Annotated in this window: 25 protein-coding genes; 9 read left to right on the forward strand and 16 right to left on the reverse strand. The window is 64.3% G+C overall.

The features are described from left to right. Nucleotides 1-89 precede the first annotated feature (89 nt). From BSG08_RS04500 to BSG08_RS04530, 7 genes are all read left to right on the forward strand, one after another. The gene (locus BSG08_RS04500) at nt 90-1,388 is read left to right on the forward strand and encodes an NAD(P)/FAD-dependent oxidoreductase (RefSeq protein WP_093032707.1); all 1,299 of its coding nucleotides are present in this window, start codon (nt 90-92) and stop codon (nt 1,386-1,388) included. Next, a complete protein-coding gene (locus tag BSG08_RS04505) occupies nt 1,385-2,140 on the forward strand; it encodes a DUF1365 domain-containing protein (protein ID WP_093032710.1) in 756 nt (251 codons plus the stop codon). The genes BSG08_RS04500 and BSG08_RS04505 overlap by 4 nt, the downstream gene beginning before the upstream one ends. Next, on the forward strand, nt 2,137-3,378 hold the full coding sequence (locus BSG08_RS04510; protein WP_245770592.1) for an MFS transporter: 1,242 nt from the start codon (nt 2,137-2,139) through the stop codon (nt 3,376-3,378). The genes BSG08_RS04505 and BSG08_RS04510 overlap by 4 nt, the downstream gene beginning before the upstream one ends. A gap of 4 nt (nt 3,379-3,382) precedes the next feature. Then, complete coding sequence (locus tag BSG08_RS04515; protein WP_093032713.1) at nt 3,383-3,943, forward strand: DUF3833 family protein; 561 nt, start codon at nt 3,383-3,385, stop codon at nt 3,941-3,943. Beyond that, complete coding sequence (locus tag BSG08_RS04520) at nt 3,940-4,674, forward strand: SDR family NAD(P)-dependent oxidoreductase (RefSeq protein WP_093032716.1); 735 nt, start codon at nt 3,940-3,942, stop codon at nt 4,672-4,674. The genes BSG08_RS04515 and BSG08_RS04520 overlap by 4 nt, the downstream gene beginning before the upstream one ends. 66 nt (nt 4,675-4,740) lie before the next feature. Continuing rightward, on the forward strand, nt 4,741-5,067 hold the full coding sequence (locus tag BSG08_RS04525) for a DUF3775 domain-containing protein (protein ID WP_093032719.1): 327 nt from the start codon (nt 4,741-4,743) through the stop codon (nt 5,065-5,067). Further along, nucleotides 5,060-5,506 (forward strand): GlcG/HbpS family heme-binding protein, encoded by a 447-nt coding sequence (locus tag BSG08_RS04530; RefSeq protein ID WP_175544686.1) that lies wholly within the window; start codon nt 5,060-5,062, stop codon nt 5,504-5,506. Before BSG08_RS04525 ends, BSG08_RS04530 begins: the two co-directional genes overlap by 8 nt. 22 nt (nt 5,507-5,528) lie before the next feature. On the opposite strand, the gene BSG08_RS04535 is transcribed toward BSG08_RS04530, so the two are convergent. From BSG08_RS04535 to BSG08_RS04555, 5 genes are read right to left on the reverse strand one after another with little or no spacing between them, the layout of a single operon-like run. After that, on the reverse strand, nt 5,529-6,668 hold the full coding sequence (locus BSG08_RS04535; protein WP_093033316.1) for a saccharopine dehydrogenase family protein: 1,140 nt from the start codon (nt 6,666-6,668) through the stop codon (nt 5,529-5,531). A gap of 14 nt (nt 6,669-6,682) precedes the next feature. Beyond that, complete coding sequence (locus BSG08_RS04540) at nt 6,683-6,931, reverse strand: SemiSWEET family sugar transporter (RefSeq protein ID WP_093032725.1); 249 nt, start codon at nt 6,929-6,931, stop codon at nt 6,683-6,685. After that, nucleotides 6,932-7,987 carry a saccharopine dehydrogenase gene (locus BSG08_RS04545; RefSeq protein ID WP_093032729.1) on the reverse strand — a complete coding sequence of 352 codons (1,056 nt, stop codon included), beginning with the start codon at nt 7,985-7,987 and terminating at the stop codon, nt 6,932-6,934. It lies immediately after the preceding gene. A gap of 9 nt (nt 7,988-7,996) precedes the next feature. Then, nucleotides 7,997-8,611 carry a glutathione S-transferase family protein gene (locus BSG08_RS04550; RefSeq protein WP_093032732.1) on the reverse strand — a complete coding sequence of 205 codons (615 nt, stop codon included), beginning with the start codon at nt 8,609-8,611 and terminating at the stop codon, nt 7,997-7,999. Nucleotides 8,612-8,629: 18 nt separating this feature from the next. Further along, the gene (locus BSG08_RS04555) at nt 8,630-9,280 is read right to left on the reverse strand and encodes a histidine phosphatase family protein (RefSeq protein ID WP_093032735.1); all 651 of its coding nucleotides are present in this window, start codon (nt 9,278-9,280) and stop codon (nt 8,630-8,632) included. A 323-nt stretch (nt 9,281-9,603) separates the two neighbouring features. On the opposite strand from BSG08_RS04555, the gene fdhF reads away from it, so the two are divergent. Then, complete coding sequence (gene fdhF / locus BSG08_RS04560) at nt 9,604-12,378, forward strand: formate dehydrogenase subunit alpha (protein ID WP_093032738.1); 2,775 nt, start codon at nt 9,604-9,606, stop codon at nt 12,376-12,378. Nucleotides 12,379-12,397: 19 nt separating this feature from the next. Here the strand turns inward: fdhF and BSG08_RS04565 are convergent, their stop codons facing one another. From BSG08_RS04565 to eutB, 11 genes are all read right to left on the reverse strand, one after another. Continuing rightward, complete coding sequence (locus tag BSG08_RS04565) at nt 12,398-12,886, reverse strand: hypothetical protein (RefSeq protein ID WP_093032741.1); 489 nt, start codon at nt 12,884-12,886, stop codon at nt 12,398-12,400. Continuing rightward, entirely contained in the window at nt 12,861-13,127 is a 267-nt protein-coding gene (locus tag BSG08_RS04570) for a hypothetical protein (protein WP_093032744.1), read from the reverse strand. Before BSG08_RS04570 ends, BSG08_RS04565 begins: the two co-directional genes overlap by 26 nt. An 89-nt stretch (nt 13,128-13,216) precedes the next feature. Next, nucleotides 13,217-14,407, reverse strand: a complete 1,191-nt coding sequence (locus tag BSG08_RS04575; protein WP_093032747.1) for an ABC transporter permease — start codon at nt 14,405-14,407, stop codon at nt 13,217-13,219. A gap of 6 nt (nt 14,408-14,413) precedes the next feature. Then, nucleotides 14,414-16,081 (reverse strand): ABC transporter permease, encoded by a 1,668-nt coding sequence (locus BSG08_RS04580; protein WP_175544687.1) that lies wholly within the window; start codon nt 16,079-16,081, stop codon nt 14,414-14,416. A 101-nt stretch (nt 16,082-16,182) separates the two neighbouring features. Further along, nucleotides 16,183-17,298: an extracellular solute-binding protein gene (locus tag BSG08_RS04585; RefSeq protein ID WP_093032753.1), complete on the reverse strand. Its 1,116-nt coding sequence runs from the start codon at nt 17,296-17,298 to the stop codon at nt 16,183-16,185. Between the two features lie 117 nt (nt 17,299-17,415). Then, a complete protein-coding gene (locus BSG08_RS04590) occupies nt 17,416-18,519 on the reverse strand; it encodes an ABC transporter ATP-binding protein (protein WP_093032756.1) in 1,104 nt (367 codons plus the stop codon). Nucleotides 18,520-18,744: 225 nt separating this feature from the next. After that, nucleotides 18,745-20,115, reverse strand: coding sequence for an aspartate aminotransferase family protein (locus tag BSG08_RS04595; RefSeq protein ID WP_093032759.1), 1,371 nt, complete (start codon nt 20,113-20,115; stop codon nt 18,745-18,747). Between the two features lie 83 nt (nt 20,116-20,198). Beyond that, nucleotides 20,199-21,674, reverse strand: coding sequence for an NAD-dependent succinate-semialdehyde dehydrogenase (locus BSG08_RS04600; protein WP_093032762.1), 1,476 nt, complete (start codon nt 21,672-21,674; stop codon nt 20,199-20,201). A 109-nt stretch (nt 21,675-21,783) separates the two neighbouring features. Next, nucleotides 21,784-22,257 carry an Lrp/AsnC family transcriptional regulator gene (locus tag BSG08_RS04605; RefSeq protein WP_093032765.1) on the reverse strand — a complete coding sequence of 158 codons (474 nt, stop codon included), beginning with the start codon at nt 22,255-22,257 and terminating at the stop codon, nt 21,784-21,786. Further along, nucleotides 22,254-23,243 (reverse strand): cyclodeaminase, encoded by a 990-nt coding sequence (locus BSG08_RS04610; RefSeq protein WP_093032768.1) that lies wholly within the window; start codon nt 23,241-23,243, stop codon nt 22,254-22,256. The genes BSG08_RS04605 and BSG08_RS04610 overlap by 4 nt, the downstream gene beginning before the upstream one ends. Next, the gene (gene eutB / locus BSG08_RS04615; RefSeq protein ID WP_093032771.1) at nt 23,233-24,234 is read right to left on the reverse strand and encodes a hydroxyectoine utilization dehydratase EutB; all 1,002 of its coding nucleotides are present in this window, start codon (nt 24,232-24,234) and stop codon (nt 23,233-23,235) included. The genes BSG08_RS04610 and eutB overlap by 11 nt, the downstream gene beginning before the upstream one ends. A 165-nt stretch (nt 24,235-24,399) precedes the next feature. On the opposite strand from eutB, the gene doeA reads away from it, so the two are divergent. Next, nucleotides 24,400-25,584: an ectoine hydrolase DoeA gene (gene doeA, locus BSG08_RS04620; RefSeq protein WP_093032774.1), complete on the forward strand. Its 1,185-nt coding sequence runs from the start codon at nt 24,400-24,402 to the stop codon at nt 25,582-25,584. The last annotated feature ends 34 nt before the right edge of the window (nt 25,585-25,618 follow it).

Here is a 25,618-nt window from a genome sequence, read left to right on the forward strand (position 1 = left end):
TCACCTCGCGTCGCAGGATGTGAATGTAATCCGTTCATGCCCGCTGTGCGTAAGCCCTGAAGGCAACAAGAAAGCGGGACCGGACATTCATGCCCTTCGAGACAAGCGCCGCGGCGCGCAAGAGAACAGCCGTGATCGGCGCGGGAATTTCCGGCATGGGCGCGGCAGAGCGTTTGTCCGGCACACATGATGTGGTTCTGTTCGAGGCAGAGCCGCGACTGGGCGGACATGCGCGCACCGTCATGGCGGGCAAGCGCGGCGATCAGCCGGTCGATACCGGGTTCATCGTGTTCAATTATGCGACCTATCCGCATCTCACAGAGATGTTCGCGCGGCTTGATGTGCCGGTGGTCAGAAGCACCATGAGTTTCGGCGCGTCGATCCGGGGCGGGGCGCTGGAATACGGGTTGCAGGGGGCGGGCGCATTCTTTGGTCAGCGGCGCAACGTGGTCAATCCGTTCTTCTGGGGGATGCTGCGCGATATCTTCCGGTTCAACGCAGGCGCGGTCGAGGCATCAGGCGAACCGGGGCTGACGATTGGCGGGCTGGTGGAAAAGATGCGGCTGGGGCGCTATTTCCGCGATTACTACCTGCGTCCCTTTTGCGGCGCGATCTGGTCAACGCCGGTGGAAAGGATCCTCGATTTCCCGGCACATGCGCTGGTCACGTTCTTCAGGAACCATGGCCTGCTGGCCTATGACGAACAGCATCAGTGGTTCACGGTTCAGGGCGGCTCGGTCACCTATGTCAGCCGGCTTGAGCGCGCGATGCGGGCGCGGGGCGTGGATGTCAGGACCGGCGCGCCGGTGGCCGGGGTGCGGCGTCTGACCGCCGGGGTCGAGATTCGCGCCGTTGGCGGTGAATGGGAGTTCTTTGACGAGGTGGTATTCGCCACCCATTCCGACGATGCGTTGCGGCTGCTCTGCGATGCGGATGCGGGCGAGCGCCGCAATCTGGGCGCGATAGGCTATCAGCCGAACGACATCACGCTCCATGCCGATACCAGCCTGATGCCCAAACGGCGGGCGGTCTGGTCGTCGTGGAACTATACCGAGGCGCGGGTCAGGCGGGCGGGGCAGATCGACCTGACCTACTGGATGAACAGCCTGCAACCGATCCCGCAGGATGACCCGCATTTCGTCACGCTCAACACCACGCGCCCGATCCGCGAGGAATTGATCTATGATCAGGTGACCCTGCGCCATCCGGTCTATGATCTGGCGGCGCTGGCGGCGCAGGACAGGGTGCGGGCGATGAACGGCAGCCGCAACACATGGTTTTGCGGGGCGTGGATGCGGCACGGGTTTCACGAGGACGGGCTGGCCAGCGGGCTGGAGGTGGCCGAGGCGATCCTTGCCCGCGACGCGGTGCCGGTGGCGGCGGAATGAGAACGGTCGATCATATCGCGGGCCATACCTGGCACGGGCGCAAGGGCGCGGTCGAGAACGCCTTTCGCTACGGCATCGACTATGTTCTGCTGGACGCGGAGGCGGCGGTCGAAGCCCCGTGGATCTTTGGTCGTAACCGGATGGGGCTCGCCTCGGTCCGCGACCGAGATCACGGCGGACCGCCGGGTCAGGGGCGCGGCGCGGCATGGGTGCGCGAGGTGCTGGCGGCAAATGCCCTGCCCGCACCGGCGCGTATCGAACTGCTGGCGCAGCCGCGCATGTTGGGCCATGTGTTCAACCCGGTGGCGTTCTGGATCTGCCGGGACGACGGCGGCGAGGTGCGGGTGATCATCGCCGAGGTCAGCAACACCTATGGCGAACGCCATTCCTATCTGTGCCATCGCGACGACCTGGCGCCGATCACGGCCGAAGACCGGATCAGGGCGACCAAGATATTCTACGTCTCACCGTTCCAGCGCATCGAGGGCGGCTATGAATTCCGCTTTGACCTGCGCCCTGACAGGATCGGGATATGGATTGATTTCACCGGCGGCAATGGCGGCGTGATCGCCACGCTGGTGGGCACACGCAGGCCGCTCCGCACCGGGGGGCTGATCGCCGCCATGCTGCGCCGCCCGCTGGGATCGCGCCGGGTGCTGGCGCTGATCCATTGGCAGGCGCTGAAACTGTGGTGGAAGGGCGCGCAGTTCCGCAGCCCCCCTGCGCCACCCGCCGAGGAGGTAAGCCGGTGAGCGAGGCCCCGGCCATAGGGCGCGCGGACAGCGCGCCGCGGCTGCCGGGCTTTGCGCTCTTTGCGGCGCTGCTGGCGGCGGCGGGGCTGCCGCTCTATATCCACGCACCCAAGTTTTACGTGGACGAATACGGCGTGTCGCTGGCGGCGCTGGGCAGCGCGCTCTTTGCGCTGCGGCTGATCGACGTGGTGCAGGATCCGCTGCTGGGGCGGCTGAGCGCGCGGCTAAAGGCGCATCGGGCGGCGAGCGTCGGCGTCGCCGTGGCGGTGATGGCGGCAGCGATGCTGGGCCTCTTTGCGGTGACGCCCCCGGTTGCGCCGCTCCTGTGGTTCGCCGTGATGCTGGTGCTGGTGTTTTCGGCATTCAGCTACCTGACAATCTGTTTCTATGCCCAGGGCGTTGCAAGCGCCGGTCGCCTGCCGGGACAGGGCCACCTGCGGCTGGCGCGCTGGCGCGAGACCGGGGCGCTCATCGGGATCTGCGCGGCGGCGGTGGCGCCTATCGTTCTGGGCGGGCATGGCGGGTTCGCGGTGGCCTTCGTTCTGCTGGCCGGGGCGGCGATGCTGGCCATGACCGGGCAATGGCAGGCGGCGGATGTGCCCGAGGGCACCGGGTTTGGCCCGGTGCTGCGCGATGCGGTGGCGCGACGGCTGCTGATCGTGGCGCTGTTCAATGCGACCCCGGTTGCGGTGAGTTCGACCCTGTTCCTGTTCTTTGTCGAAAGCCGCCTGCAGGCGCCGGGATGGGAGGGGGCCTATCTGCTGCTCTTCTTCCTGTCGGCGGCGGTCGCGGCACCGGTCTGGGGGCAGTTGGCCGAAACCCATGGCGCCAAACGGGTGCTGCTGGCGGGCATGGTGCTGTCGATTGCGGCCTTTGCCGGGGCGGTGACGCTGGGCGCGGGCGATCTCTGGGCCTTTGGCGTGATCTGTGTCGCCTCGGGCGCGGCGCTGGGGGCGGACATGACGCTGCTGCCCGCACTTTTCGCGCGGCGCATGGCGCAGGTCTCGCCGGGGGCGGCAGAGGGGTTTGGTCTCTGGTCCTTTGTGTCGAAACTGACACTGGCGCTGGCGGCGGTGGCGCTCCTGCCGCTGCTTGAGGCGGGTGGTTTCAGGGCGGGGCAGGACAATGACGCAGAGGCGCTGCGCCTGCTGAGCCTGCTTTATGGCGGGCTGCCCTGCGCGCTGAAACTCATCGCCATCGCGCTCCTGGCCCGGACACCGATCAAGGAAAGGATCTGACCCGATGGACGCCTTGGGATATATGCTGACTGGCGCTCTGGCGATGCTGGCGCTGGCGTGGCTCTGGCAACGGCTGGCGGGCTTTGACGCGCAGAGGCCGCAGGATTATGCCGCAGGCGCGCCGCAGTTCGACCTGCGCGAGCATCTCGACGGTCCGATTCGATGCGAGGGCGTGATCTACGGCCCGCTCGGGCGCGTCGTCTCGCGCTTTACCGGCGATTTCGAGGCCCACTGGCACGGCAATCGGGGCGTCATGAGCGAGCATTTCGACTATGACAGCGGCAACAGCCAGGATCGCGAATGGCGGCTGGAGCTGGGCAATGACGGGTCCATCCGCGCCGAGGCGGCGGATCTGGTTGGGCCGGGTCATGGCCGGCAGATGGGCTCGGCGGCACGGCTGTGCTATCGCATCCGCCTGCCGAAAGAGGCGGGCGGGCATGTCCTGAGCGTGACCGACTGGATGTATCTGACCCCGGGCGGCGTGATCGTCAATCGCAGCCAGTTCCGCAAGTTCGGCATCAAGGTGGCCGAGTTGGTCGCCACCATGCACCGGGTGGGGGCATGATGGACTGGCGCGGCAAACGCTATTGGCTGGTGGGCGCGAGCGAGGGGCTGGGCGCGGCGCTGGCGCACAAGATCAGCGCGGCGGGGGCCGAGGTGATCGTATCGGCGCGCAACGAGGCGCGGCTGGCCGAGGTGGCAGCGGGCCTGCCGGGACGCGCCCGCGCGGTGCCGGTGGATGTGAGCAATGATGCCAGCGTGACCAAGGCGGCCGAGGCGGTGGGCGAAATCGACGGCATGATCTGGCTGGCGGGCGTCTACTGGCCGATGCCCGCAACCGAATGGAATGCAGGGCAGGCCACCGCCATGGCGGATATCAATTTCACCGGCGCGGTACGGGTCATCGGCGCGGTGCTGCCGCAGATGGTGGCGCGCGATGCGGGGCATGTGGTGCTGACCGGCTCGCTCTCGGGGTTTCGGGGGCTGCCGGGGGCCATCGGCTATGCCGCGTCCAAGGCAGGGGTGATGAGCCTTGCCGAATCGATGCGCGCCGATCTGTGGCGCACCGGGGTGCGGGTGCAACTGGCCAATCCCGGTTTCATCAGGACGCGGCTCACGGACAAGAACAGCTTTCACATGCCGTTCATCATGACGCCGGAACAGGCGGCGCAGGAGATGTTCGAACTGATGTGCGACGAGCGCAGATTCGCCCGGCATTTTCCGCGATTGTTCAGCTATGTCTTCCGGCTCAGCCGATTTTTGCCGGACTGGGCCTATTACCGGTTGTTTGCGTAAGATCAAAGACCTATGAGGACGCGCCCCCCATTGCTATGCTAGACTTGTTTGGCAGGAGGGCAAAACATGCTGGACATCACGGTTCACAAGATCGCGCAGGTCGTCCTGATGGCGCGCGAACTGGATCGGGCCGAGGCCGAACTGCGCGCCTTCATCGACCGGCTGAGCGAGGATGAACAGGCGAGCCTTGTGGCCGTGATGTGGATCGGGCGCGGCAGTTTCGAACCCGAAGAGCTGGAAGAGGCGACGCGCACCGCCTTTGAAGAGGCGACGACGCCCTGCGCCGATTACCTGCTGGGCACGCCGCATCTGTCGGACCATCTGGAAAACGGGCTTGAGGCGCTCGGCCTCTCGGCGGCGGATGACGAGGACGAACTGATCCGTGGTGGCTGATGCGCTGACACTGGCGCAGGCGCAGGCGATCGTCACGGCGGCACTGGCCGGGGCGCGCTCGGAACCGGGACGGTTCATCGCGGTCTGCGTGGTGGATGCGGGCGGGCATCCGCTGGCGATGCTGCGCGAGGAAGGGGCGGCGCCGCTTCTGGCCCATATCGCCGAGGCCAAGGCCCGGACCTGCGTGATCTATGGCAAACCGACACGGGTTCTGCGCGACTGGGCCGACGCCACGCCCAACTGGTTTCACGGCGTGCGCGACGTGGCGAGCGCACGCACCGGCCTGCCGCTGATTGCCAGCCTTGGCGGCGTGATCATCCGCGCGCCGGGCGGCGCGCTGCTGGGCGCCTGCGGCATTGCCGGTGAGGCGGGGGAATACGACGAGGCGCTGGGCGTGCAGGGCATCGAGGCGGCGAGGCTGGTGGCGGAGGCGGGGTGAGGATTCACCTGCCGCCGCCCCCTCACAAACGATCCACCACCTGCATGTGCTGCGCCAGCCGGTCCACCTCGGACAGGTAGCGCGCGACCAGTTTCGGGTCGTGGGGCGCTGCGGTGACGCCGGCGGGAATTTCGCGGTTCAGCACCGATTCAACCGCCAGTGACACCGGCACCGACACGAGGCGCGCCATGGCCGTGCCGCGCGCATCGCCCCAGGCGTCCATCACCCAGGTCTTGTGCCAGACGGGTTTGCCGTCGCGCTCTGCCTTGAGATCGACACAGAGCACGACGCGGTCCGGGTCGTCCTCGGCATAGGCGTTCTCTTGCCAGAACCGATCCGACATTTCCTTGAGTCGTGCCTCGCCCGCAGGTCCGGTCAGCGTCTCGATCTCGGCGAACACGTCCTTCCACGCCTCGGACCAGCCATTGAGGCGCAGCGTGCCGCGCACGAAGTCGCGCACCCGCCAGTCGGGGTCGAACCGGTAATCGGCGATGAAGGGGATCGAGTCTCGGTTCGGATAGACCTCGAAGGTTTCGGGCGTGGGCAGGGGGGCCGCGTAGCTGGAAATCGCGTCCCATGGCCGGGCGACGTTCAGTTCCGAATATTCGCGGATCGAGCGCGAGGGCGAGCGCAGCGCCTTGAGCACGCCCAGCGGCGACCAGCTGAACTTGTAGCGGAACGGGTTGGGATGTTTGGGGATGCCGCCGCAATAGGACAGGAACGACAGGTCATTGGCCGCGTCGCAGGCCCCCGAGGCGCGGTAATCCGCCACCAGATGATGCGCCATCAGGTGATCGATGCCGGGATCAAGGCCGATCTCGTTGACGAAACAGAGGCCCTTGTCGCGCGCCGCCCCGTCCAGCGCACGCATCTCGGGCGCGATATAGGAGGAAGAGACGAAATGCGCGCCCCGCTCCAGGCAGAGCGTCGCCAGCGGCACATGCCAGTCGCCGGGCAGCATGGAAACCACCACTTCGCCGGGCGCGAGCACCGCGCCAAGCGCGTCCTTGTCAAAGGCGTTGATCTTGTCGGTCAAATCACCGACCGCCGCCTGCGCCTTCTCTGTCGAGCGGTTCCAGACGGTCACGTCATGCCCCGCCCCGATCAGCCGCCGCAGGCCCGGAATGGCCGACAGGCCGGTGCCGCACCAGTGGATTGTCATGTCGTCGTCTCCCTTCATTTATAGCGCAGTTTTGCCGCGACGATGCAGAGCATGGCGGCGACGGCGCAGATATTGGCCAGTATCAGAGGCCAGTCGCCGATCATCAACCCATAGGCCAGCCACAGCGAAACGGTGGTCAGGAACATCAGGTTCGACGACAGTGACAGGCCGGATGTGTCGCGCGTGGCCCAGGCCTTCCACGCCTGCGGAATCCAGCAGACGGTGCCGATAAAGGCCGCCAGATACCCCACGTAGAGCGCCATTCAGATGTCTTTCATATGGCTGCGAAAGGTATCCGCCGCCCGCGCCCATACGCCTGCGTCCGGATCGCCCAGCGTCAGCAGCGACGGCAAGAGCTGCGCCGCGTAATCCTGCGAGGATTCGACCGGCAACAGCGAGGGCAGGTTGTCGATGGCCATGACATCGAGTGGCGGCGCATCATGCACCCGCACGACCGGCGCGGCCCATGTCGTTGCCGCGTCATAGACCGGGACCGGGTTGTAATCGCTGTCCGGGTCGCAGGCCACGTCGCCGATCACGCTCAGGCGGCGGGGTTGGCCGAGCGCCGCGCGCGGCACGAAAACCGGCGTGCCAGGACGCGCGAAAATGCAGTTGAGGAAAATGTCATGCCCGAGGATTTCGGGGAACGGCCCGCCCGATGCGGTCTCGGCCATGTCCCAGCGGGTAACGGTCACGCCCATCGCCTCGCACAGATCCGCCGCGCCGGTGCCCACGCGCCCGAGCGCGCCGATGACGATGGCGTCGGGGCGGTTCGCGCCGGTGGCGTCAAGGCGTGCGCCCAGATCGGCCAGCAGCGCATCGCGGCCAGAGAAGGTGCCCACCGGCGGGCAGATCCTGCCCTGTTGCTGCGCCGCCCAGGCCATCAGCGACACCGCCGCCCCCGCATAGCCCGCCCAATAGCCAAAGGCGGCGACGCGGCGGCCGCCCTCGTCCACCAGATATTCGAGATCATAAAGCGTGCCGCCCCCGGACGCGAACCGCGCGAGCAGCCGCCGCCCGGCGTGCTGCCCCTTGAAGGCATGGCCGAACATGATGTGGCGATGCGGCAGCGGCGTGCCGTCCTCGGGCAGTTCCTTGAGGCCAAAGATGATGGCATCGGCGGGGGCCTGGGGCCATGAATTTTCCGCCGCTATGGCGCAGCCCGCATCGCGGTATCCGTCAATCGGAATGGCGCGATTGCGGCTTTTCTCGACCGTGACGCGAATACCCCTGGCGATCAATGCCGCCGCCCCCTCGGGCGTCAGCCCCGTGCGTTCCTCGTTCGGCCGCTGTTCGGCCCGGACCCAGAGATGTGTCATGCTCTACCTTCAGATCATGTCGTCGGCGATGACCTGCGCCACCGAGGCGCGGTTGCGCATGGTTTCGAGGAAGGCGGCGATCCTTGGAAACTCGCTCACCCGCACCCCGTCGCCCCTGAGCCAGTTGCAGGCGACAAAGAGATAGGCGTCAGCCAGGGAAAACGCCTCTCCCAGAACGTAGGGGCCTGTCAGGACATGGTTTTCCACATGGGCGGCGCTGTCGGTCATGGTCTGCACCGATTTGGCCTTCATGTCGGCGAAAGAGCTTTCCTGATCCGCCCAGCGATGGCCGCGCATCTTGTGGGCGTGGTTCACATGCATGGTGGAGGCGAGGTAATACATCGCCTCGCGCATCTTTGCCGCCTGAAAGGGATCGGATGGGCGCAGCCCGGCCTGCGGCGCGATATCGGCGATGTAATCCAGCAATGCGCCGGTCTCGGTCAGGATGCCCTGATCGGTGATCAGAGCGGGCACCCGCCCCTTGGGGTTGATCGCCTGATAGTCGGGGCTGTTCTGATCACCCGCGCTGAAATCGAGGCGCACCGGCTCGAACTGTAATCCTGCCTCGTGCAGCGCGATGGCCACCGCGATAGAGATCGTGCCCTTGGCGTAATAGAGTTTCATTCCTGCGTCCTCTTTCAGTCAGATGAAGGTGCGGGCATGCGCCCGGTCGGGTGTGTCGAGATGCGGCGTGGCGTTGAATGTGCCCACCATCAGCATGTCATGGACATGCTCAAGCCGGTGCAGCGAAGAGTTCATCACCTGCAACATGACCCTCGACATGCCCGGAATGTCCAGCCCGAGCGCGTGGCGCATCACCATGCCGATCACCCCGCCCGAGGTGACGATCAGGATGCGCCCGCGCTGCTGGCAGATGTCGTCGATCAGGCCGGTGATCCGGGTGGTGAAATGCTCGAACGTCTCGGGCACGTCCGCGAGGTCGCCGCGCGCCCAATGTTCGATCACCTGCGGCAGGTAACGGGCGAATTCGGTGGCGTCGGCGGGTGCGGGGATGCCGTGCTGCGCCTCGATCGCCTGGGCGAGGGCGAAATAGCTGAGTTCGTCCAGACGCGCATCCTGTTCGGTTATTTCGTATCCCATCGCCCGCGCGGTGCCGGTCTGACGGTTGAGCGTGCCGGTGATGACATGGTCGAAATGCGGATTGGTCTGCGCCAGATGCGCGCCCAGCCATTGCGCCTGCTGCACGCCAAGGGGCGACAGGCGGTCATAGCCCGCCTCGTCCGTGGCATGGCTGTTGGCCTGCCCGTGCCGCACCAGAATGAGCTCTGCCAAATCGCGTGTCCCCCTTTGCGGCGCGACGTTAGCGCCGGTTGCGACGGGGTTAAAGATGGCGCGCGAGAAATATTGGCGACAACGCCCGGCAGCGGGCCGCGACAGGGTGCGCTGCCCCCGTCCCGGATGAAATCCGGGACTCCCCCGGGGGGTATTTCCGCCAAGAAGAAGCCGCGGGCGTGACTCTGCGGATCGGCTGCGCGACGCCTATGCGAAACACGCGCGGGTCTGCGTGGCGTAAAAATGCGGTGAGGTGTCGGGATTGATGGACTGCACTTCTGGCGGGCATGGTCTAAGATCGCCTGAGACAAGGAGACGCGCGCATGTCTGATACGATCAAGTTCACGCTCGATGGCCGCGAGGTCGAGGCAGAGGCCGGGCAGACCATCTGGGAGGTGGCCAATGGCCGGGGTCTGGTGATCCCGCATCTGTGCCACAAGCCCGCGCCCGGATATCGCCCCGATGGCAACTGCCGCGCCTGCATGGTCGAGGTCGAGGGCGAGCGCACGCTGGTGGCATCCTGCATCCGCGAGGCCAGGGACGGCATGGTCGTCACCACCAATTCCAGCCGTGCGGAAACCGCGCGCAGGATGGTGGTCGAGATGCTGCTGGCCGATCAGCCCGAGCGCGAGGCCGCGCATGACAAGTCGAGCCACCTGTGGGACATGGCCGAGATGCAGGGCGTCACCGGCAGCCGCTTTCCCGGGCTGGAAGAGGGGCGCATCCCGCTCCTGGATGACAGCCATGTGGCGATGCGGGTCAATCTCGATGCCTGCATATCCTGCGGCCTTTGCGTGCGCGCCTGCCGTGAGGTGCAGGTCAATGACGTGATCGGCATGGCCGGACGCGGGCATGATGCCTATCCGGTTTTCGATTTCGATGATCCGATGGGGGCAAGCACCTGCGTCGCCTGCGGCGAATGCGTGCAGGCCTGCCCCACCGGCGCGCTGATGCCCGCCACGGTTCTGGACGATGCGCAGCACGGCGACAGCGCCGATTACGACGATGAGGTCAAGAGCATCTGCCCGTTCTGCGGCGTGGGCTGTCAGGTCAGCCTCAAGGTCAAGGATGGCCGCGTCAAGTATGTCGAGGGCATCAATGGCCCCGCCAATGAGGGGCGGCTATGCGTCAAGGGGCGCTTTGGCTTTGACTATATCCACCACCCGCACCGCCTGACCAAGCCGCTGGTCCGGCGCGAGGATGCGCCAGAGAAGGGGCTGAACGTCGATCCCGGCAACTGGCGCGAATTCTTCCGCGAGGCGGATTGGGACGAGGCGCTGGATATCGCCGCCGGGGGGCTAAAGCGGCTCAAGGATACGCATGGGGGCGCGTCGGTTGCGGGTTTCGGCAGCGCCAAATGCACCAATGAAGAGGCCTATCTGTTTCAGAAATTCATCCGGCAGGGATTTGGCCACAACAATGTCGATCACTGCACGCGGCTTTGCCATGCCTCGTCCGTGGCGGCGCTGATCGAGAATGTCGGCTCTGGCGCGGTGACCGCCACGTTCAACGAGATCGAGAATGCCGATGTGGCGATCATTATCGGCGCCAACCCGATCGAGAATCACCCGGTCGCGGCCACCTATTTCAAGCAGTTCACCAAGCGCGGCGGCAAGCTGATCGTCATGGACCCGCGCGGCGTGGGCATGCGGCGGTTCGCCACCCACATGCTTCAGTTCCGCCCCGGCGCGGATGTCTCGATGCTGAACGCGATCATGAACGTGATCGTCGAGGAAGGGCTGTACGACCGGCAGTATATCGAGGCCTTCACCGAAAACTGGGAGGCGGAAAAGGAGCATCTGGCGCAATTCCCGCCCGAGAAGATGGAAGCAATCTGCGGCATCCCCGCCGACACGCTGCGCGCCGTCGCACGCGAGTTTGCCACCGCCAAGGCCGCCATGATCTTTTGGGGGATGGGGATTTCCCAGCATATCCACGGCACGGATAACTCGCGCTGCCTGATTTCCCTTGCGCTGATGTGCGGCCATGTCGGGCGACCGGGCACGGGCCTGCATCCGCTCAGAGGGCAGAACAACGTGCAAGGCGCGTCCGATGCGGGTCTCATCCCGATGTTCCTGCCGGATTACCAGACGGTGACGGACGACGGCGTGCGCCGCGCCTTTACCGAGGTCTGGCAGTCGGGGGATTTCTCCGCCGAGAAGGGCCTGACCGTGACCGAGATCATGGATGCGGTGCATGAGGACAAGATCAAGGGCATGTATATCCTGGGTGAGAACCCGGCGATGTCGGACCCGGATGTGGAACACGCGCGCGACGCGCTGGCCAGGCTGGAGCACCTGGTGGTGCAGGACATCTTTATCACCGAGACGGCGAACTATGCCGATGTGATCCTGCCTGCCTCGGCGTTCTATGAAAAGTCCGGCACCGTCACCAACACCAACCGGCAGGTGCAGATCGGCCGCCCCGCCGTCAACCCGCCGGGCGAGGCGCGCGAGGACTGGCGCATCACCGTCGATCTGGCCAACCGGATGGGCCTGCAATGGCGCTATGACAGCCCGGCGGATGTCTTTGCCGAGATGAAGATCAACATGCGCTCGCTCGACAATATCACCTGGGAGCGGCTGGAGCGCGAGAATGCGGTCACCTATCCCTGCAAGACGCCCGATGGTCCGGGCGAGGCGGTGGTGTTCGGCGACGGATTCCCACGCCCCGAGGGGCGCGCGCGGTTCACACCTGCGTCGATCGTCCCGCCCGACGATGTGCCCGATGCCGATTATCCGATGATCCTGACCACGGGTCGGCAGCTTGAGCACTGGCATACCGGCTCGATGACACGGCGCAGCCGCGTGCTCGACGCGGTGGAACCCGAGGCGAATTGTTCCATGCATCCCTCGACGCTGCGCAAGATGGGGGTTGAACCGGGCGGGATGGTGCGATTGACGACCAAACGCGGCTCGATCCGGGTGATGGCGCGGGCGGATCGCGCGATTGCGCCTGACATGGTGTTCCTGCCCTTCGCCTATGTCGAGGCGGCGGCGAATATCCTGACCAACCCGGCGCTGGATCCCTACGGCAAGATCCCCGAATTCAAGTTCTCGGCGGTGCGGGTCGAGGCGGCGGACATGGCGGCGGAGTAGGTTTGCCCGTTCAGGGCACCTATTCCGCCTTTCTTCCTTTCAGAGAAACGAAGTATGCGAAGCGTACACGCTCAATCGGGTCGGCAAGATTGAAGTTCTCCAGAACCGATGTGACAACCTGAACATCGTTTTCAATCCCCGAGATCACAAATGTTGCCAGCGGATCATAATCCGCCAGTTCCCGCTTGTTCTTCATCACGGCGATTTGGTTTGCGAAGGCGCTTATCGCGTCCGAAAAGCTGTGACCTTTAACTTCTTTGCATCGCTTTTCCAGAAACCCATGATCAGGGATACGATACAGGGTCCTGTACATTTCCTTGAAAGGATTGCTATCAAATACAACGCCGATCGGTTCGATCAGGGCCTCGCAGACGCGGTGGAAAAGCGCGTAATACAAATCACTTGTCGCGCGTCGCAGATCCGACTCCGTCCGCCCCGGAATCGCGGAAACACGTTTCTTTGCGGTTTCAAGAAACTCGGTGCTAAGCAGCGCGGTATTCCTCGGCATCTGCGGAAGAAACGAAACTCGTGACAGGAAAAGCCTTGTCCTCCTCCGATGACATCAGTTCCCAGAGCTTCTCCGTAACCGCGGAGATGTCCTGAGGTCTCAGTGAACCCATCGCTTCGTCATAAACAACGGTAATACGAAAAATTCGCTCGCCATCAAAGTTTGTATCGGCGTCAATCTTGACATCTCGCACGAAATGTTCGCCCAAAAGCGTTCTGATCAACGTCTTTGCGCGTTCCATGGCTCTTCTCCAAATCCGGTGGTCATCAGTGAATCATATTTTTGGACTCACGTGAATCCCCAATTGGACTTATGGCGATTTATTTTATGTCAACCCGGACTCATCCCCCGCAGCCGCTCGGACCGTCGCCGCAGCAGTTCCAGCGTTGTCAGCAGGGCGATCGAGATCACCACCAGGATCGTCGCCACCGCCAGGATCGTCGGGCTGATCTGTTCGCGCAGGCCGGTGAACATCCGCCAGGGCAGGGTCTGCTGATTGGCAGAGCCGACAAAGAGCACAACGACCACCTCGTCGAACGAGGTGATGAAGGCAAAAAGCCCGCCCGAGATCACGCCCGGCAGGATGAGCGGCATCTGCACGCGGAAGAAGGTGGTCACCGGGTCGGCCCCCATGTTCGCCGCCGCGCGCGTCAGCGAGCGGTCGAACCCCACCAGCGTCGCCGTCACCGTGATGATGACGAACGGAATGCCCAGCGCCGCATGCGCGAGCACGACGCCGAAATAGGTGCCCTGCAGGCCGATGCGGCTGTAAAAGAAATACATGCCCGCCGCCGAGATGATCAGCGGCACGATCATCGGCGAAATCAGAATCGCCATGATCGCCCGGCGAAACGGCACATGTTCCGAACTCAGGCCGATCGCCGCCAGCGTGCCAAAGCTGACCGACAAGAGCGTCGCCAGCGGCGCGATGGCCAGCGAATTGCGCAGCGCCTGCTGCCAGCCGCTTGAGGTGAAGAAATCCCGGTAATGCTTGAGACTGTAGCCCGCGGGATCAAACCGCAGCATTTCCGGCGTGAAGGTAAAGAAGTTTTGCGCGTTGAAGCTGAGCGGTATCACCACCAGAATCGGCGTGATCAGAAAGACAAAGATCGCGCCACAAAGGATCCAGAACGCATAATGCCACAGCACCTGACCGCCGGTCAGATAGGGCGGCAGGCTGGCGCGATAGCGCCCCTCGCCGATCCAGAAGATGAACCACGAGAAGAACCAGCCGAAAAGCCCGCCCAGAATGAAACCGGGCAGACCGGCAAGCAGAACGCCCGCCGCCACGAACAGTGCGATGATGCCCCAGCGGGTGGCCTTTTCCATCCCGAGGCCCAGCACCCTGAGCGCGACAAATCCCAGCGCCATCAGCAGCACCGCCCCGGCGATCACGCCCATCAGGCCCGAACCATGCGCCGTGCCCACGAAAAGCCCGGCCACGCCCCCTGCCGCGCCGATCACCGGAAGCGCGAAGGAGAGCGGTTTTTTCTCAACCGGTGTCAGAGTGAATCCATTCATCAGACGTCAGCCCCCCAGCTTCACATTGTCGATGCCGACGATCTTGTCATAGGCCCAGTAGAGGATCAGAACCACCGCCAGCAGGATCGAGCCAAGCGCCGCCGCCAGGCCCCAGTTGAGCGAGGTCGAGATGTGATAGGCGATCCGGTTCGAGATGAACGTGCCGGTGGTGCCACCCACGATCTCGGGCGTGATGTAATAGCCGATGGCGAGGATGAAGACGAGGATCGAGCCCGCCCCGATACCCGGTACCGATTGCGGGAAATAGACCCGCCAGAATGCCGTCCAGTTGGTCGCGCCAAGGCTCTTGGCGGCGCGCAGGTAAGAGGGCGGAATGGTCTGCATCACCGAATACATCGGCAGGATCATGAAGGGCAGCAGGATATGCGTCATCGCCACGATGGTGCCGAACTGGTTGTTGATCATCACCAGACGACTCTCGTTGGCCACAAGGCCCAGCCACACCAGCGTGTCGTTGATCACGCCCTGTTGCTGCAACATCACCTTCCACGCGCTGGTGCGCACCAGCAGCGATGTCCAGAACGGCAGCAGCACCAGGATCATCAACAGGTTCGCCTTGCGTGCGGGCAGGTTGGCCATGATCCACGCCACCGGATAGCCCAGCAGGATGCAGCTGAACGTGATCATCAGCGACATGAACATGGTGCGTTGAAACAGAATACCGTAGATCCGCTGATCCGCGCTGCGCAGGGCGATGCCCTCGGCCGTTTTCTCCATGTCCACGGCATTGAGGAAATAGCCGGTGGTGTAGGGGGGCGAATAGGTCTTGATCACCTTCCAGAAGCCCACGCGCTGCCAGTCCTTGTTCGAATCTATAAAAGCGGCCTTCATGTCCACCGGCGGCAGCGGCGCGTCGGCGGCGCGGCGCAGAACATCCGCGCCCGGACCGTCATACCCGGCCAGCGCGGCCCTGGTGGCTGGATCCTCCAGATCAATGGCAAGGGCCGCGTAGACCGCTTCCCACGGCTCTTCCTCGGCAACGACATCCTCGTCCACGAAATGCGTGAAAGCGGCAAAGACGGCATAGGCGCGGGCGGTGTTGGGCAGGATGTCGGAAATCGCGGCGCCGGGCACAAAATCCACGTCGCCGCTGAAATTGGTGGCTTCCAGCACCTCCAGCCGGCCGATCTGATTGGACAGCAGACGCTCGTTGCCTTCGGCTTCGGCGCCGCCCGACATCATGTCATACCAGAACCGCGCCTCGTCGAAGGCCGGGTCGATCTCTGTCAGCGCGTCCTGAAACACCTCGCCGATATCGCCCACATCCCGCCCCGAGGTGCGGAACAACGAGGAAATACCGCTTTGCTCATAGTTCAGGCGGCTGCCCAGCTTGGTATGTTCCTTGGCCTCCGCCGCCAGAAAGAGATCGAAAAAGAGCGCCCGGAACACCTGTTCGTCCGGCACCTCGGTCCCGTCCCAGTCGCGCAGTTCCTCGACCGTCATCGGCAGGGTGTTGCCAACGATCTGGTTCTCGACCGACCTGAACAGCATGTCCGCGATCGGCGCGATAAAGGCCACGAGGACGAAAATCAGCAGCGGCGCGATCAGCGCCAGCGCGCGCATCTTCTGCGCCCTGAGCGCGCGGCGCAGGCTGCGTTTCAGCGGCGTGCCATCCGCCGCAAGAACCGGGCCGGTCTGGGTGGTATCGCTCATGTCATCCCCGTCGGACAGTTTTGTTCATCATGGCCGGGTCTTGCGCCCGGTCTGGGTCAGAGGGGGCCCATGCGGGCCCCCTCCGGTTCCGTCAGCCGCGCTTATTGCGCCAGCCATGCCTGGAATTTTGCGTCCAGATCGTCACGGTTGTCGGCCCACCACTCATAGTCATAGATATGCGTGTTGGACGCGTTGGCGGGATCGGTCGGCATGTGCGGCGCCATCTCGATGCCAAGATCGGCATGTTTGCCCACCAGCGGCGCCGAGGATGCGCGCGCCGGACCGTAGGAGATATAGGCCGCCTGATCGGCCAGACGCTGCGTATCGGTGGCGAACTTGAGGAAGTCCATCACCCGCGCCAGACGGTCCGCCGGAAGCCCGGCGGGAACGATCCAGCCGTCAAGATCGAACGACTGCATGTCCCACATCATGCCGATCGGCTGATTCTGCTCTGCGATCGCCGAGAAAAGACGCCCGTTGTAGGTCGAGCCCATAAAGACCTCGCCATCCGCCAGAAGCTGCGGGGTTTCCGCACCAGCCGACCACCAGACGACCTGATCCTTGATCGTGTCCAGCTTGGCCAGCGCACGATTGACGCCCTCGTCGGTGCCCAGAACGTCATAGATCTCGTCCTTGGCGACGCCATCGCAATAGAGCGCCCATTCCATGTTGTCGATCGGGCGCTTCTGCAACGAGCGCTTGCCGGGATACTTGGCCAGGTCGAAAACGTCGCAGACACTGGTCGGCGGCTCGACCCCGGCAGGCACCATGTCCGTGCGATAGCCGAAGGTGGTGGAATAAACGATCTGCGGCACAAAGCAGTCGCTGACGATCAGATCGCCAAAGTCTTCGCTGGCAGGGGTGCCATCAGGTGCCGCTGCCAGAACCTCGTCATGATCCAGCTCCATCGCCAGGCCTTCGTCACACAGACGCATCGCGTCGGACGCCACCACATCGACCAGATCCCAGGTCACGTTGCCTGCCTCGTTCATGGCGCGCAGCTTGGCCACAGCCTCGGCCGAGCTTTCGTCCCATGTCGCGGTCACGCCGGGATTCGCGGCCAGGTAGGGTTTGACATAGGCCTTGTCCTGACTGTCCTGATAGGCACCACCCCAGCTGACCAGCGTCATGCTGTTGGCCATATCCTGAGCGGTCAGAGCCGTGCCCGCCACCACGGTCAGCGCCGTTGTTGCGAACAGTGTTTTCGTGAGTTTCATATGCGTACTCCCAGTTTAGTCCCGTTTTGGGTGGATGGGCCCCGCGCTACGGGAAGAACGTCCGGGGCCTTGCTCAACCCGTGCTGCCCGTCACCGGGCCGCACGAATACCTTATACCTATGGCGCGTCCAGCGCACGGCAATCTTCGGGCAGCCAGCCGATCTCGATCTGTTCGCCCGGTTGCAGGCGGCGCTGATCGGGCGCGTTGCGGGTCTTGATGATGAAATCGTCGCGCCCCGCCACCTTGAGCCGGGTGCGGAAAATATCGCCCATGTAGATGAACTCGGCCACCTCGGCCTTGAGCGTATGCGCGCCCGGTCTCAGCCGGTCGCAGTTGAACTCCACCCGCTCGGGACGGATCGAGATCAGCGTGCGGTCGCCTGCCTTTTCCACGTTCACCGGCTTGGCGTCGATCAATCCGCCATCGTCAAGCTGCACCACCGCGAGACCGTCCTTGATCTCCTTGACCGTGCCCTCCATCGTGTTGTTCTCACCGATGAACTGCGCGACAAAACTGTTCTGCGGGCTCTCGTATAGCTCGTCCGGCGGCGCGATCTGCTGGATCTTGCCATCATTGAACACCGCCACGCGGTCCGACATGGTCAGCGCCTCGGTCTGGTCATGGGTCACATAGACCGTGGTGATGCCCAGCTCATGCGCCAGATGGGTGATCTCGAACTGCATCTTCTCGCGCAGTTGCTTGTCCAGCGCGCCCAGCGGCTCGTCCATCAGAACCAGCTCCGGCTCGAACACCAGCGCGCGGGCCAGCGCCACGCGCTGCTGCTGGCCACCCGACAGCTGCGCCGGACGCCGCCCGCCAAAGCCGCCCATCTCGACCATCTCCAGCGCCCGCCTGACCTTGGCCTCGCGGTCCGATCTGCCGATCTTGCGCACCTCCAGCGGAAAGCTGAGATTCTCGGCAATCGTCATATGCGGAAACAGCGCGTAGTTCTGGAACACCATGCCGATGCCGCGCTTGTGCGGCGGAATGTTGTTGATGCTCACACCGTCCAGCTTGATCTCGCCATGTGTCGCGGTCTCGAACCCGGCCAGCATCATCAGGCAGGTTGTCTTGCCCGAACCGGACGGCCCCAGCATGGTCAGAAATTCGCCCTTGGGCATGGTCAGGTTCAGATCCTTGACGACCAGAGTCTCGCCGTCATAGCTCTTTTGCACGCGCTCAAATGCAACGAACGCATCGTTGTTCCCGGTATCGGCCAAGTTCGGCTCCCTGTTTATTTCTGTCGCGGCGTCCCCCGCGTTCGGTAAAAACTAAAACGTCAAACCCCCGATCATGCAAGCGGATTGCGGCAGTTTTTTCCCGAAACCGACCCGCGCAGGTCAAATCGCCTGCATGTCAAGCGATTTAAGACGATTTTCCTGCCAAAACTCGGGGCACGCGCACTCATGACGTGTGCATCGGCAGCATTCTTGCGGTCCGCCATCCTATCCCAGCACCGATTTCACAGCCTTTGCAGTCTTGTGAATCACCTCGTCCGCCTCGTCCTGTGTCAGACAGAACGGGGGTGCAAAGCCCAGAATATCGCCCTGCGGCATGGCGCGCGCGATCACACCCAGCCCACCCAGCGCGGTCGCCACCTGCGGCCCCACCTTGTCGGCGGCATCAAAGAACGTGCGGCTGTCGCGATCCCTGACGAATTCCACGGCGCAAAGCATCCCCTCGCCGCGCACCTCGCCGACATGCGGATGATCGCCCAGCGCCTCGGCCATGCCCCGGTTGAGATAGCCGCCGACATTGCGGTTGTTGGCGATCAGATCCAGCTCGTCCAGAAGCTTGAGATTGGCCACGCCCGCCGCCGCCCCGATGGGATGCGCGGAATAGGTCCAGCCGTGGCCGATGGGGCCGTTCTCGTCCGTCCCCTGCTCCAGCACCTTCCACATCCGGTCGCTCACGATGCTGCCCGACAGCGGCGCATAGGCGCTGGTCAGCCCCTTGGCGATGGTGATCAGATCCGGCGTCATCCCGTAGTGATCCGAGCCGAACATCGTGCCCAGACGGCCAAAGCCGGTGACCACCTCATCGGCAATGAGCAGGATGTCATGCTTTTGCAGCACTTCCTGGATCGCCGGCCAGTATCCGGCAGGCGGCGGCACGATGCCGCCTGTGCCCAGCACCGGCTCGCCGATGAAGGCGGCGATGGTATCCGCGCCCTCGCGTTCGATCAGCGCCTCAAGCTCTGCCACGCAATGCGCGACGAACTGCGCCTCGGTCTGGTCCGGATTGGCGCGGCGGAAATAATAGGGCGCCTCGGTATGGATCACCTGCGCCAGCGGCAGGTCGAATTTCTTGTGAAACAACTCCAGCCCGGTCAGCGAGCCGGTCATCAGCCCCGATCCGTGATAGCCGCGCCACCGGCTGATGATCTTTTTCTTCTCGGGCCGCCCGAGGATGTTGTTGTAATACCAGATCAGCTTGATGTTGGTCTCGTTGGCATCCGAACCCGACAGGCCGAAATAGACCTTGCTCATGCCCTTGGGCGCGCGGTCCATGATCATCTTGGCAAGGGTGATGGACGCCTCTGTCCCATGCCCCACATAGGCGTGGTAATAGGCCAGTTCACGCGCCTGCGTGGCAATCGCCTCGGCGATGTCCTGACGGCCATAGCCCACGTTGACGCAATACAGCCCGGCGAAGGCGTCGAGCAGGCGATTGCCGTCGCGGTCCTCGATATGGCTGCCGCTGCCGCCGGTGATCACCCGGTTCGGCGCCTCGCCGCGCGCGAACTGCGCCAGATGCGTCGAAGGGTGGAAAAAGTTTTCGCGATCCCATTGATCAAGTTGGTCGTTGCGCAGCATCGTCTGATCCTCTCATCGGGGTGCGTCCCCCTGTTTCATCGTTCCTGAAATACTCGCGCCGCAGGCATCCGCGCCCACCACGTTCACGCCCAGTCGCGGCAGACGTATTTGATTTCCATGAATTCCTCCATGCCCCGGCGCGCCCCCTCGCGGCCCAGCCCCGACTGTTTGACCCCGCCAAAGGGGATCGGCGCGCCCGTGACCTTGGTGCGGTTCACGGCCACCATGCCGAATTGCAGCGCCCGCGTCATGCGGTAGATGCGGCGCGGATCGTGGCTGTGCAGATAGGCGATAAGGCCATATTCGGTGGCATTGGCGCGGCGCACCACCTCTTCCTCGGTGTCGAACGGCGTGATCGCGGCGACCGGGCCAAAGGTCTCGTCGCACATGATCGCCGCCTGATCCGGCACATCGGTCAGCACCGTGGGCTGATAGAACAGCGGCCCGAGCGCGTCGCGCTTGCCGCCGCAGGCAAGTTTCGCGCCGTGTCTGAGCGCATCGGCCACATGTTCCTCCTGCTTGCGCACCGCACTCTCGTTCATCAGCGGGCCGATGTCGGGATCGTCCATGCCACGTCCAAGGCTCAGCTTCTGCGTCGCCTCGGTAAAGCGGCGGCAGAATTCGTCATAAACCGGCCGCTCCACGTAAATCCGGTTCGCACCCAGGCAATCCTGCCCCGAGGTGGCGAATTTGGCCTTGATAGACTCTTCGACCGCCGTGTCCATGTCGGCATTGCGGAACACGATCACCGGCGCGTGCCCGCCCAGTTCCATCACCAGTTTCTTGACCGTCCCGGCGCATTGACGATACAGAAGCTGCCCGATTTTCGTGGACCCGGTAAAGCTCAGCACACGCACGCGGGCATCCTCGGTCCAGGGTTCGACCACAGTTGCCGCGCGGCCCGTGACCACGTTGAACACGCCCGCCGGAATGCCCGCGCGCTCGGCCAGTTCCGCCAGCGCCAGCGCCGAATAAGGCGTCTCGCCCGAGGGGTGCGCGACCACGGTGCAGCCCGCCGCCATCGCCGCCGCCGCCTTGCGCGTGAGCATGGCCGAGGGGAAATTCCACGGTGTGATGAGGGCGGCCACGCCCACCGGTTCCAGCCATAATTCCACCTCGGCATCGGGCAGATGACTGGTCACGCCCTCGATATTGGGGCGCTTGGCCTCTTCGGCGTAATATTCCACGAAACTCGCGGCATAGTCGATCTCGCCGCGCGCCTCTGACAGCGGCTTGCCCTGTTCCAGCACCATGATCCGCGCCAGATCCTCGCGGTGCTCCAACATCAGGTCGAACCACCGGCGCAGGATGGCAGAGCGATCCTGCGGCAGGGTCATCGACCAGCCGTCAAACGCCGCCTGCGCCGCATCGACCGCCGCGCGCGCCTGCCCGGCGCTGAGGCTTGCCACATCGCCCAGCGCGCTGCCATCCGCCGGATCGGTGACGGCAAGCGTCGCATTGTCATCGCCGCCCACCCATTTTCCGTTCACATAGGCAAAGCTGCGCACGAGGCGCGCATCGGTGATCCCGTTGCGGGTCCAGATTGCAGAGTCAGACATGGTGGCGCTCCCTTCGCGCCGAAGAATGCACTGCACAGACCAGAAAGCGAGGCTGAAGATGTCATCGATTGCAGATTATTCGTCTGAAAAGCATCATACAAAAGACGATTCACCCGAAAAACATCTCCAGCGGCGGCAGGCGTGGGGATTTCACAGGCTTGGTGACGATATAGGTGAAATAGCGCGCCAACCCGATCCGCGCCTCCAGCATCTCGTCGATCAGCCGCTGATAGGCGTCGATGTCGCGGGTCACGATCTGCATCAGGTAATCGAACCCGCCGCCCAGCGCCCAACAGGCCGTGACCTCACCATAGCGCTGCACGCTGTCCTCGAAGGCGCGGAAACTCGCGGGCGTATGATCGGCCAGTTCGACGGCGACAAAGACCGTCACATGCGGCCCCAGTTTCCTGAGGCTGATGCGCGCATGATAACCCTCGATCAGCCCCGCCTCTTCCAGCCGCCGCAGCCGCTCCCAGCAGGGGCTGGCCGACAGACCGACGCGCGCCGCCAGATCGGCCTTGGTGATGCGCCCCTCATCGGCCAGTACCCGCAGGATATCCAGATCGCGTGCGTCGAGTTTCATGCGGTGATCACCGTGCCCACGTCGCCGCCCGCCAGACGCTGCATCACATGGGTGGCAATCGCCGTATCCTGCAAACCCGTCCCGGTGAGGTCGCAGATCGTGATCTGTGCATCGTCACGCCGCCCCTGCGCCCGGCCCCGGATCACGTCGCCCAACTCGGTTGGCGTGCCCTTGTCCCAGATCCCCGCCGCGATCGCGCTGCGCAACTCGCCCAGCGTTTCCACCTGCGCCGCCCGGTCGGCGACATAAAGATCGGCACGCACCAGCGCCTGCGGATCAATTTCGTTCTTGCCCGCCTGATCCGATCCCATGGCGGTGATGTGCAGTCCGGGATGCAGCCAGGCGGCCTCGATCACCGGCTGGCGCGCGGGCGTCGTGGTGATGACAAGCTGGCTGTCGCGGACCAGATCGGCGGCATCGTCTGTCACCCGCACCTCGCCGCCCAGATCCACTAGGTCGCGTGCGCAGGCCTGCGCCTTGTCGGCATCGCGGCCCCAGATCAGCAGCCGCTCACAGGGCCGCACCAGATGCGCCGCCCGCGCCTGCAACCGCGCCTGCACGCCGGTGCCGATGATGCCCGCCGTATGGATCACTTCTGGCGCCAGATGTTGCGCCGCGACCGCCCCCGCGGCTGCGGTCCGCAGATCGGTCAGATAGCCATTGTCGAGGAACACCGCCTGAACCAGCCCGGTTCTGGCCGAAAACAGGATCATCAGGCCATTCAGACTGGGCAGGCCCAGCTTGGGATTGTCAAAGAAACCGGGGCTGACCTTGATCGCGAATCCGTCAAAGCCGGGGATATAGGCGGTTTTCACATCCACCTCGCCATGCGCCTCGGCCAGTTCCATCGACAGGACCGGCGGCATCACCACGCCGCCATCCGACAGCGCGCCGAACGCCCGTTCGATCACACCCACCGTGTCGCGGTCCAGCCCCACCACGGCGCGCAGTTCCGCCTCTGTCACGATCCGTATGTCATGCGCCATATCGCTTGCCCTCGATCACCTTGTCGCCCAGAACCACATCCTGCCCGGTCACCACACGGGTAAACATCGCCATATCCAGGTTGCGCCCGGTGACGATGGTGGCGGTCGGGCCGGTTATGTTCACCTTGCCGTTCAGCACCGCCGCCAGGCCGACGACACAGGCCCCCTCGGCCACGATGCGATCCTCGTAATAAAGCACCTGCATCGCGTGATAAATCTCTTCCTCACTCACCAGAACCGCGTCATCCAGCAGATCGCGGCACATGGGATAGCTGAGCCGGTTCGCCATGCCGATGCCGCCGCCCAGCGAATCGGCCAGGCTCGGCACCTCTTCCACTTCTACGGGATGACCGGCGCGAATGCTCTCATACATCGCCGCCCCCCGGTCCATGCTGATGCCGATGACGCGGATCGACGGCTTGATCGCCTTGGCGGCCATCGCCACGCCAGCGGCCAGACCGCCGCCCGACAGGGGCACCAGAATCGTCTCTAACTCGGGGCAACTTGCCATGATCTCCAGCCCGATGGTTCCCTGCCCGGCGATCACCAGCGGATCGTCGAAGGGCGAGATTTCGGTCAGCCCCTCCTCGGCCACCAACCGCTCGGCCTCGGCCTGTGCCGCGTCTTGCGAGCGGCCCGCGATCCGCACCTCGGCACCCAGCGCGCGGATGCCATCGACCTTGGCCTGCGGCACCAGTTCCGACATGCAGATGACGGCGCGGATACCCCGCGCCCGCGCCGCCCAGGCCACGCCGCGCCCGTGATTGCCGGTCGAACAGCAGGTCACCCCCGCCGCCGCCTGCACCCCTGCCACCGCATTCAGCGCACCCCTCAGCTTGAACGCGCCGATGGGTTGCATGTTCTCCAGCTTGAGCAGGAATTCATGCCCGCAAACCCCGCTCATATAGGGCGAGGGCACCAGCGGCGTGCGATCCGCCACACCCGCGATCACCTTGGCAGCAGCGTAGACATCGGCCAGCACAGGGCGCATCGTTCTCTCCGTTTTCAGGTCGGGCGCAGCTTGCGTCGCGGTGAACCTATCGTCAACTCCGCGTCACCGGATGGTCTGAAAGCGACATGAAGGGGCGTATTTCTTGGGGCAGGCCCCCGACAAACCCCCAGTATGGCCGGGAATTTCAAACGACGGACCCCTGACATGATCGAAAAAGACCTGCCCTTTTCGGCACAGGAATACCAGCGCCGACTGGACAAGACCCGCGCCGCGATGGCCAAACTGGACCTTGACGCGCTCTTTGTGACCGACCCCTCGAACCAGCACTGGATCACCGGCTATGACGGCTGGTCGTTCTACGTGCACCAGGGCGTGATCGTGCTGCCAGAGGCCGATCCGATCTGGTGGGGCCGCAATCAGGACGCCAATGGCGGCGTGCGCACCTGCTGGATGACCGATGACCGGGTGATCGGCTATGCCGACAACTACGTGCAATCCACCGAACGCCACCCGATGCAGGATCTGGCCGAACGCCTGACCGGCATGGGCCTCGCCGACAAGCGCATCGGCGTGGAGATGGACAACTATTACTTTTCCGCCAAGGCGATGCAGGTGCTGCGAGAGGAACTGCCCGAGGCGACATTCCTCGACGCCACGGCACTGGTCAATTGGCAACGCGCGGTGAAATCCGAAGAGGAACTCGGATTCATGCGCAAGGCCGCCCTGATCTCGGAAAAGATCACCGACGGGCTGATGGAACGGGTCGAGCCGGGCATCCCCAAGAACGAGATCGTGGCCGAGATCTTTCGCGACGCGATCCGCGGCGTTGACGGCGCCTGGGGCGATTACCCTGCCATCGTGCCGCTCTTGCCGTCAGGATCAGACGCCGCCGCGCCGCACCTGACGTGGAACGGCCGCGAATTCGCCACCGGCGAGGCCACGTTCTTCGAGATTTCCGGCTGCTACCGCCGCTATCACGCGCCGTTCTGCCGGACGCTGTTCCTGGGCAAGCCGCCGCAATTCCTGCTCGACGCCGAAAAGGCGCTGGTCGAGGGGTTGGAGGCGGGGCTGGAGGCCGCGCAGGCGGGCAACCGCGCCTGCGATATCGCCGCCGCACTGGCCGCCCCGCTGGAGCGCGCCGGGATCGAGCGCGGCGCGCGCTGCGGCTATCCCATCGGGCTCAGCTATCCGCCCGACTGGGGCGAGCGCACGATTTCACTACGCGCCGAGGATGAGACCGTGCTGGAACCCGGCATGACATTCCATTTCATGCCGGGCCTGTGGATGTCCGACTGGGGGCTGGAAATCACCGAATCGATCCTGATCAAGGAAACCGGCCCGGCGGAAACCTTCTGCAACCGCCCACGCAAGATGTTCGTCAAGGACTGAACCGGACCCGCGAGAGGGCAGGCGCCACACCTTG

The sequence above is a fragment of the Roseovarius azorensis genome, assembly GCF_900109455.1.
Classification (GTDB): Bacteria; Pseudomonadota; Alphaproteobacteria; order Rhodobacterales; family Rhodobacteraceae; genus Roseovarius; species Roseovarius azorensis.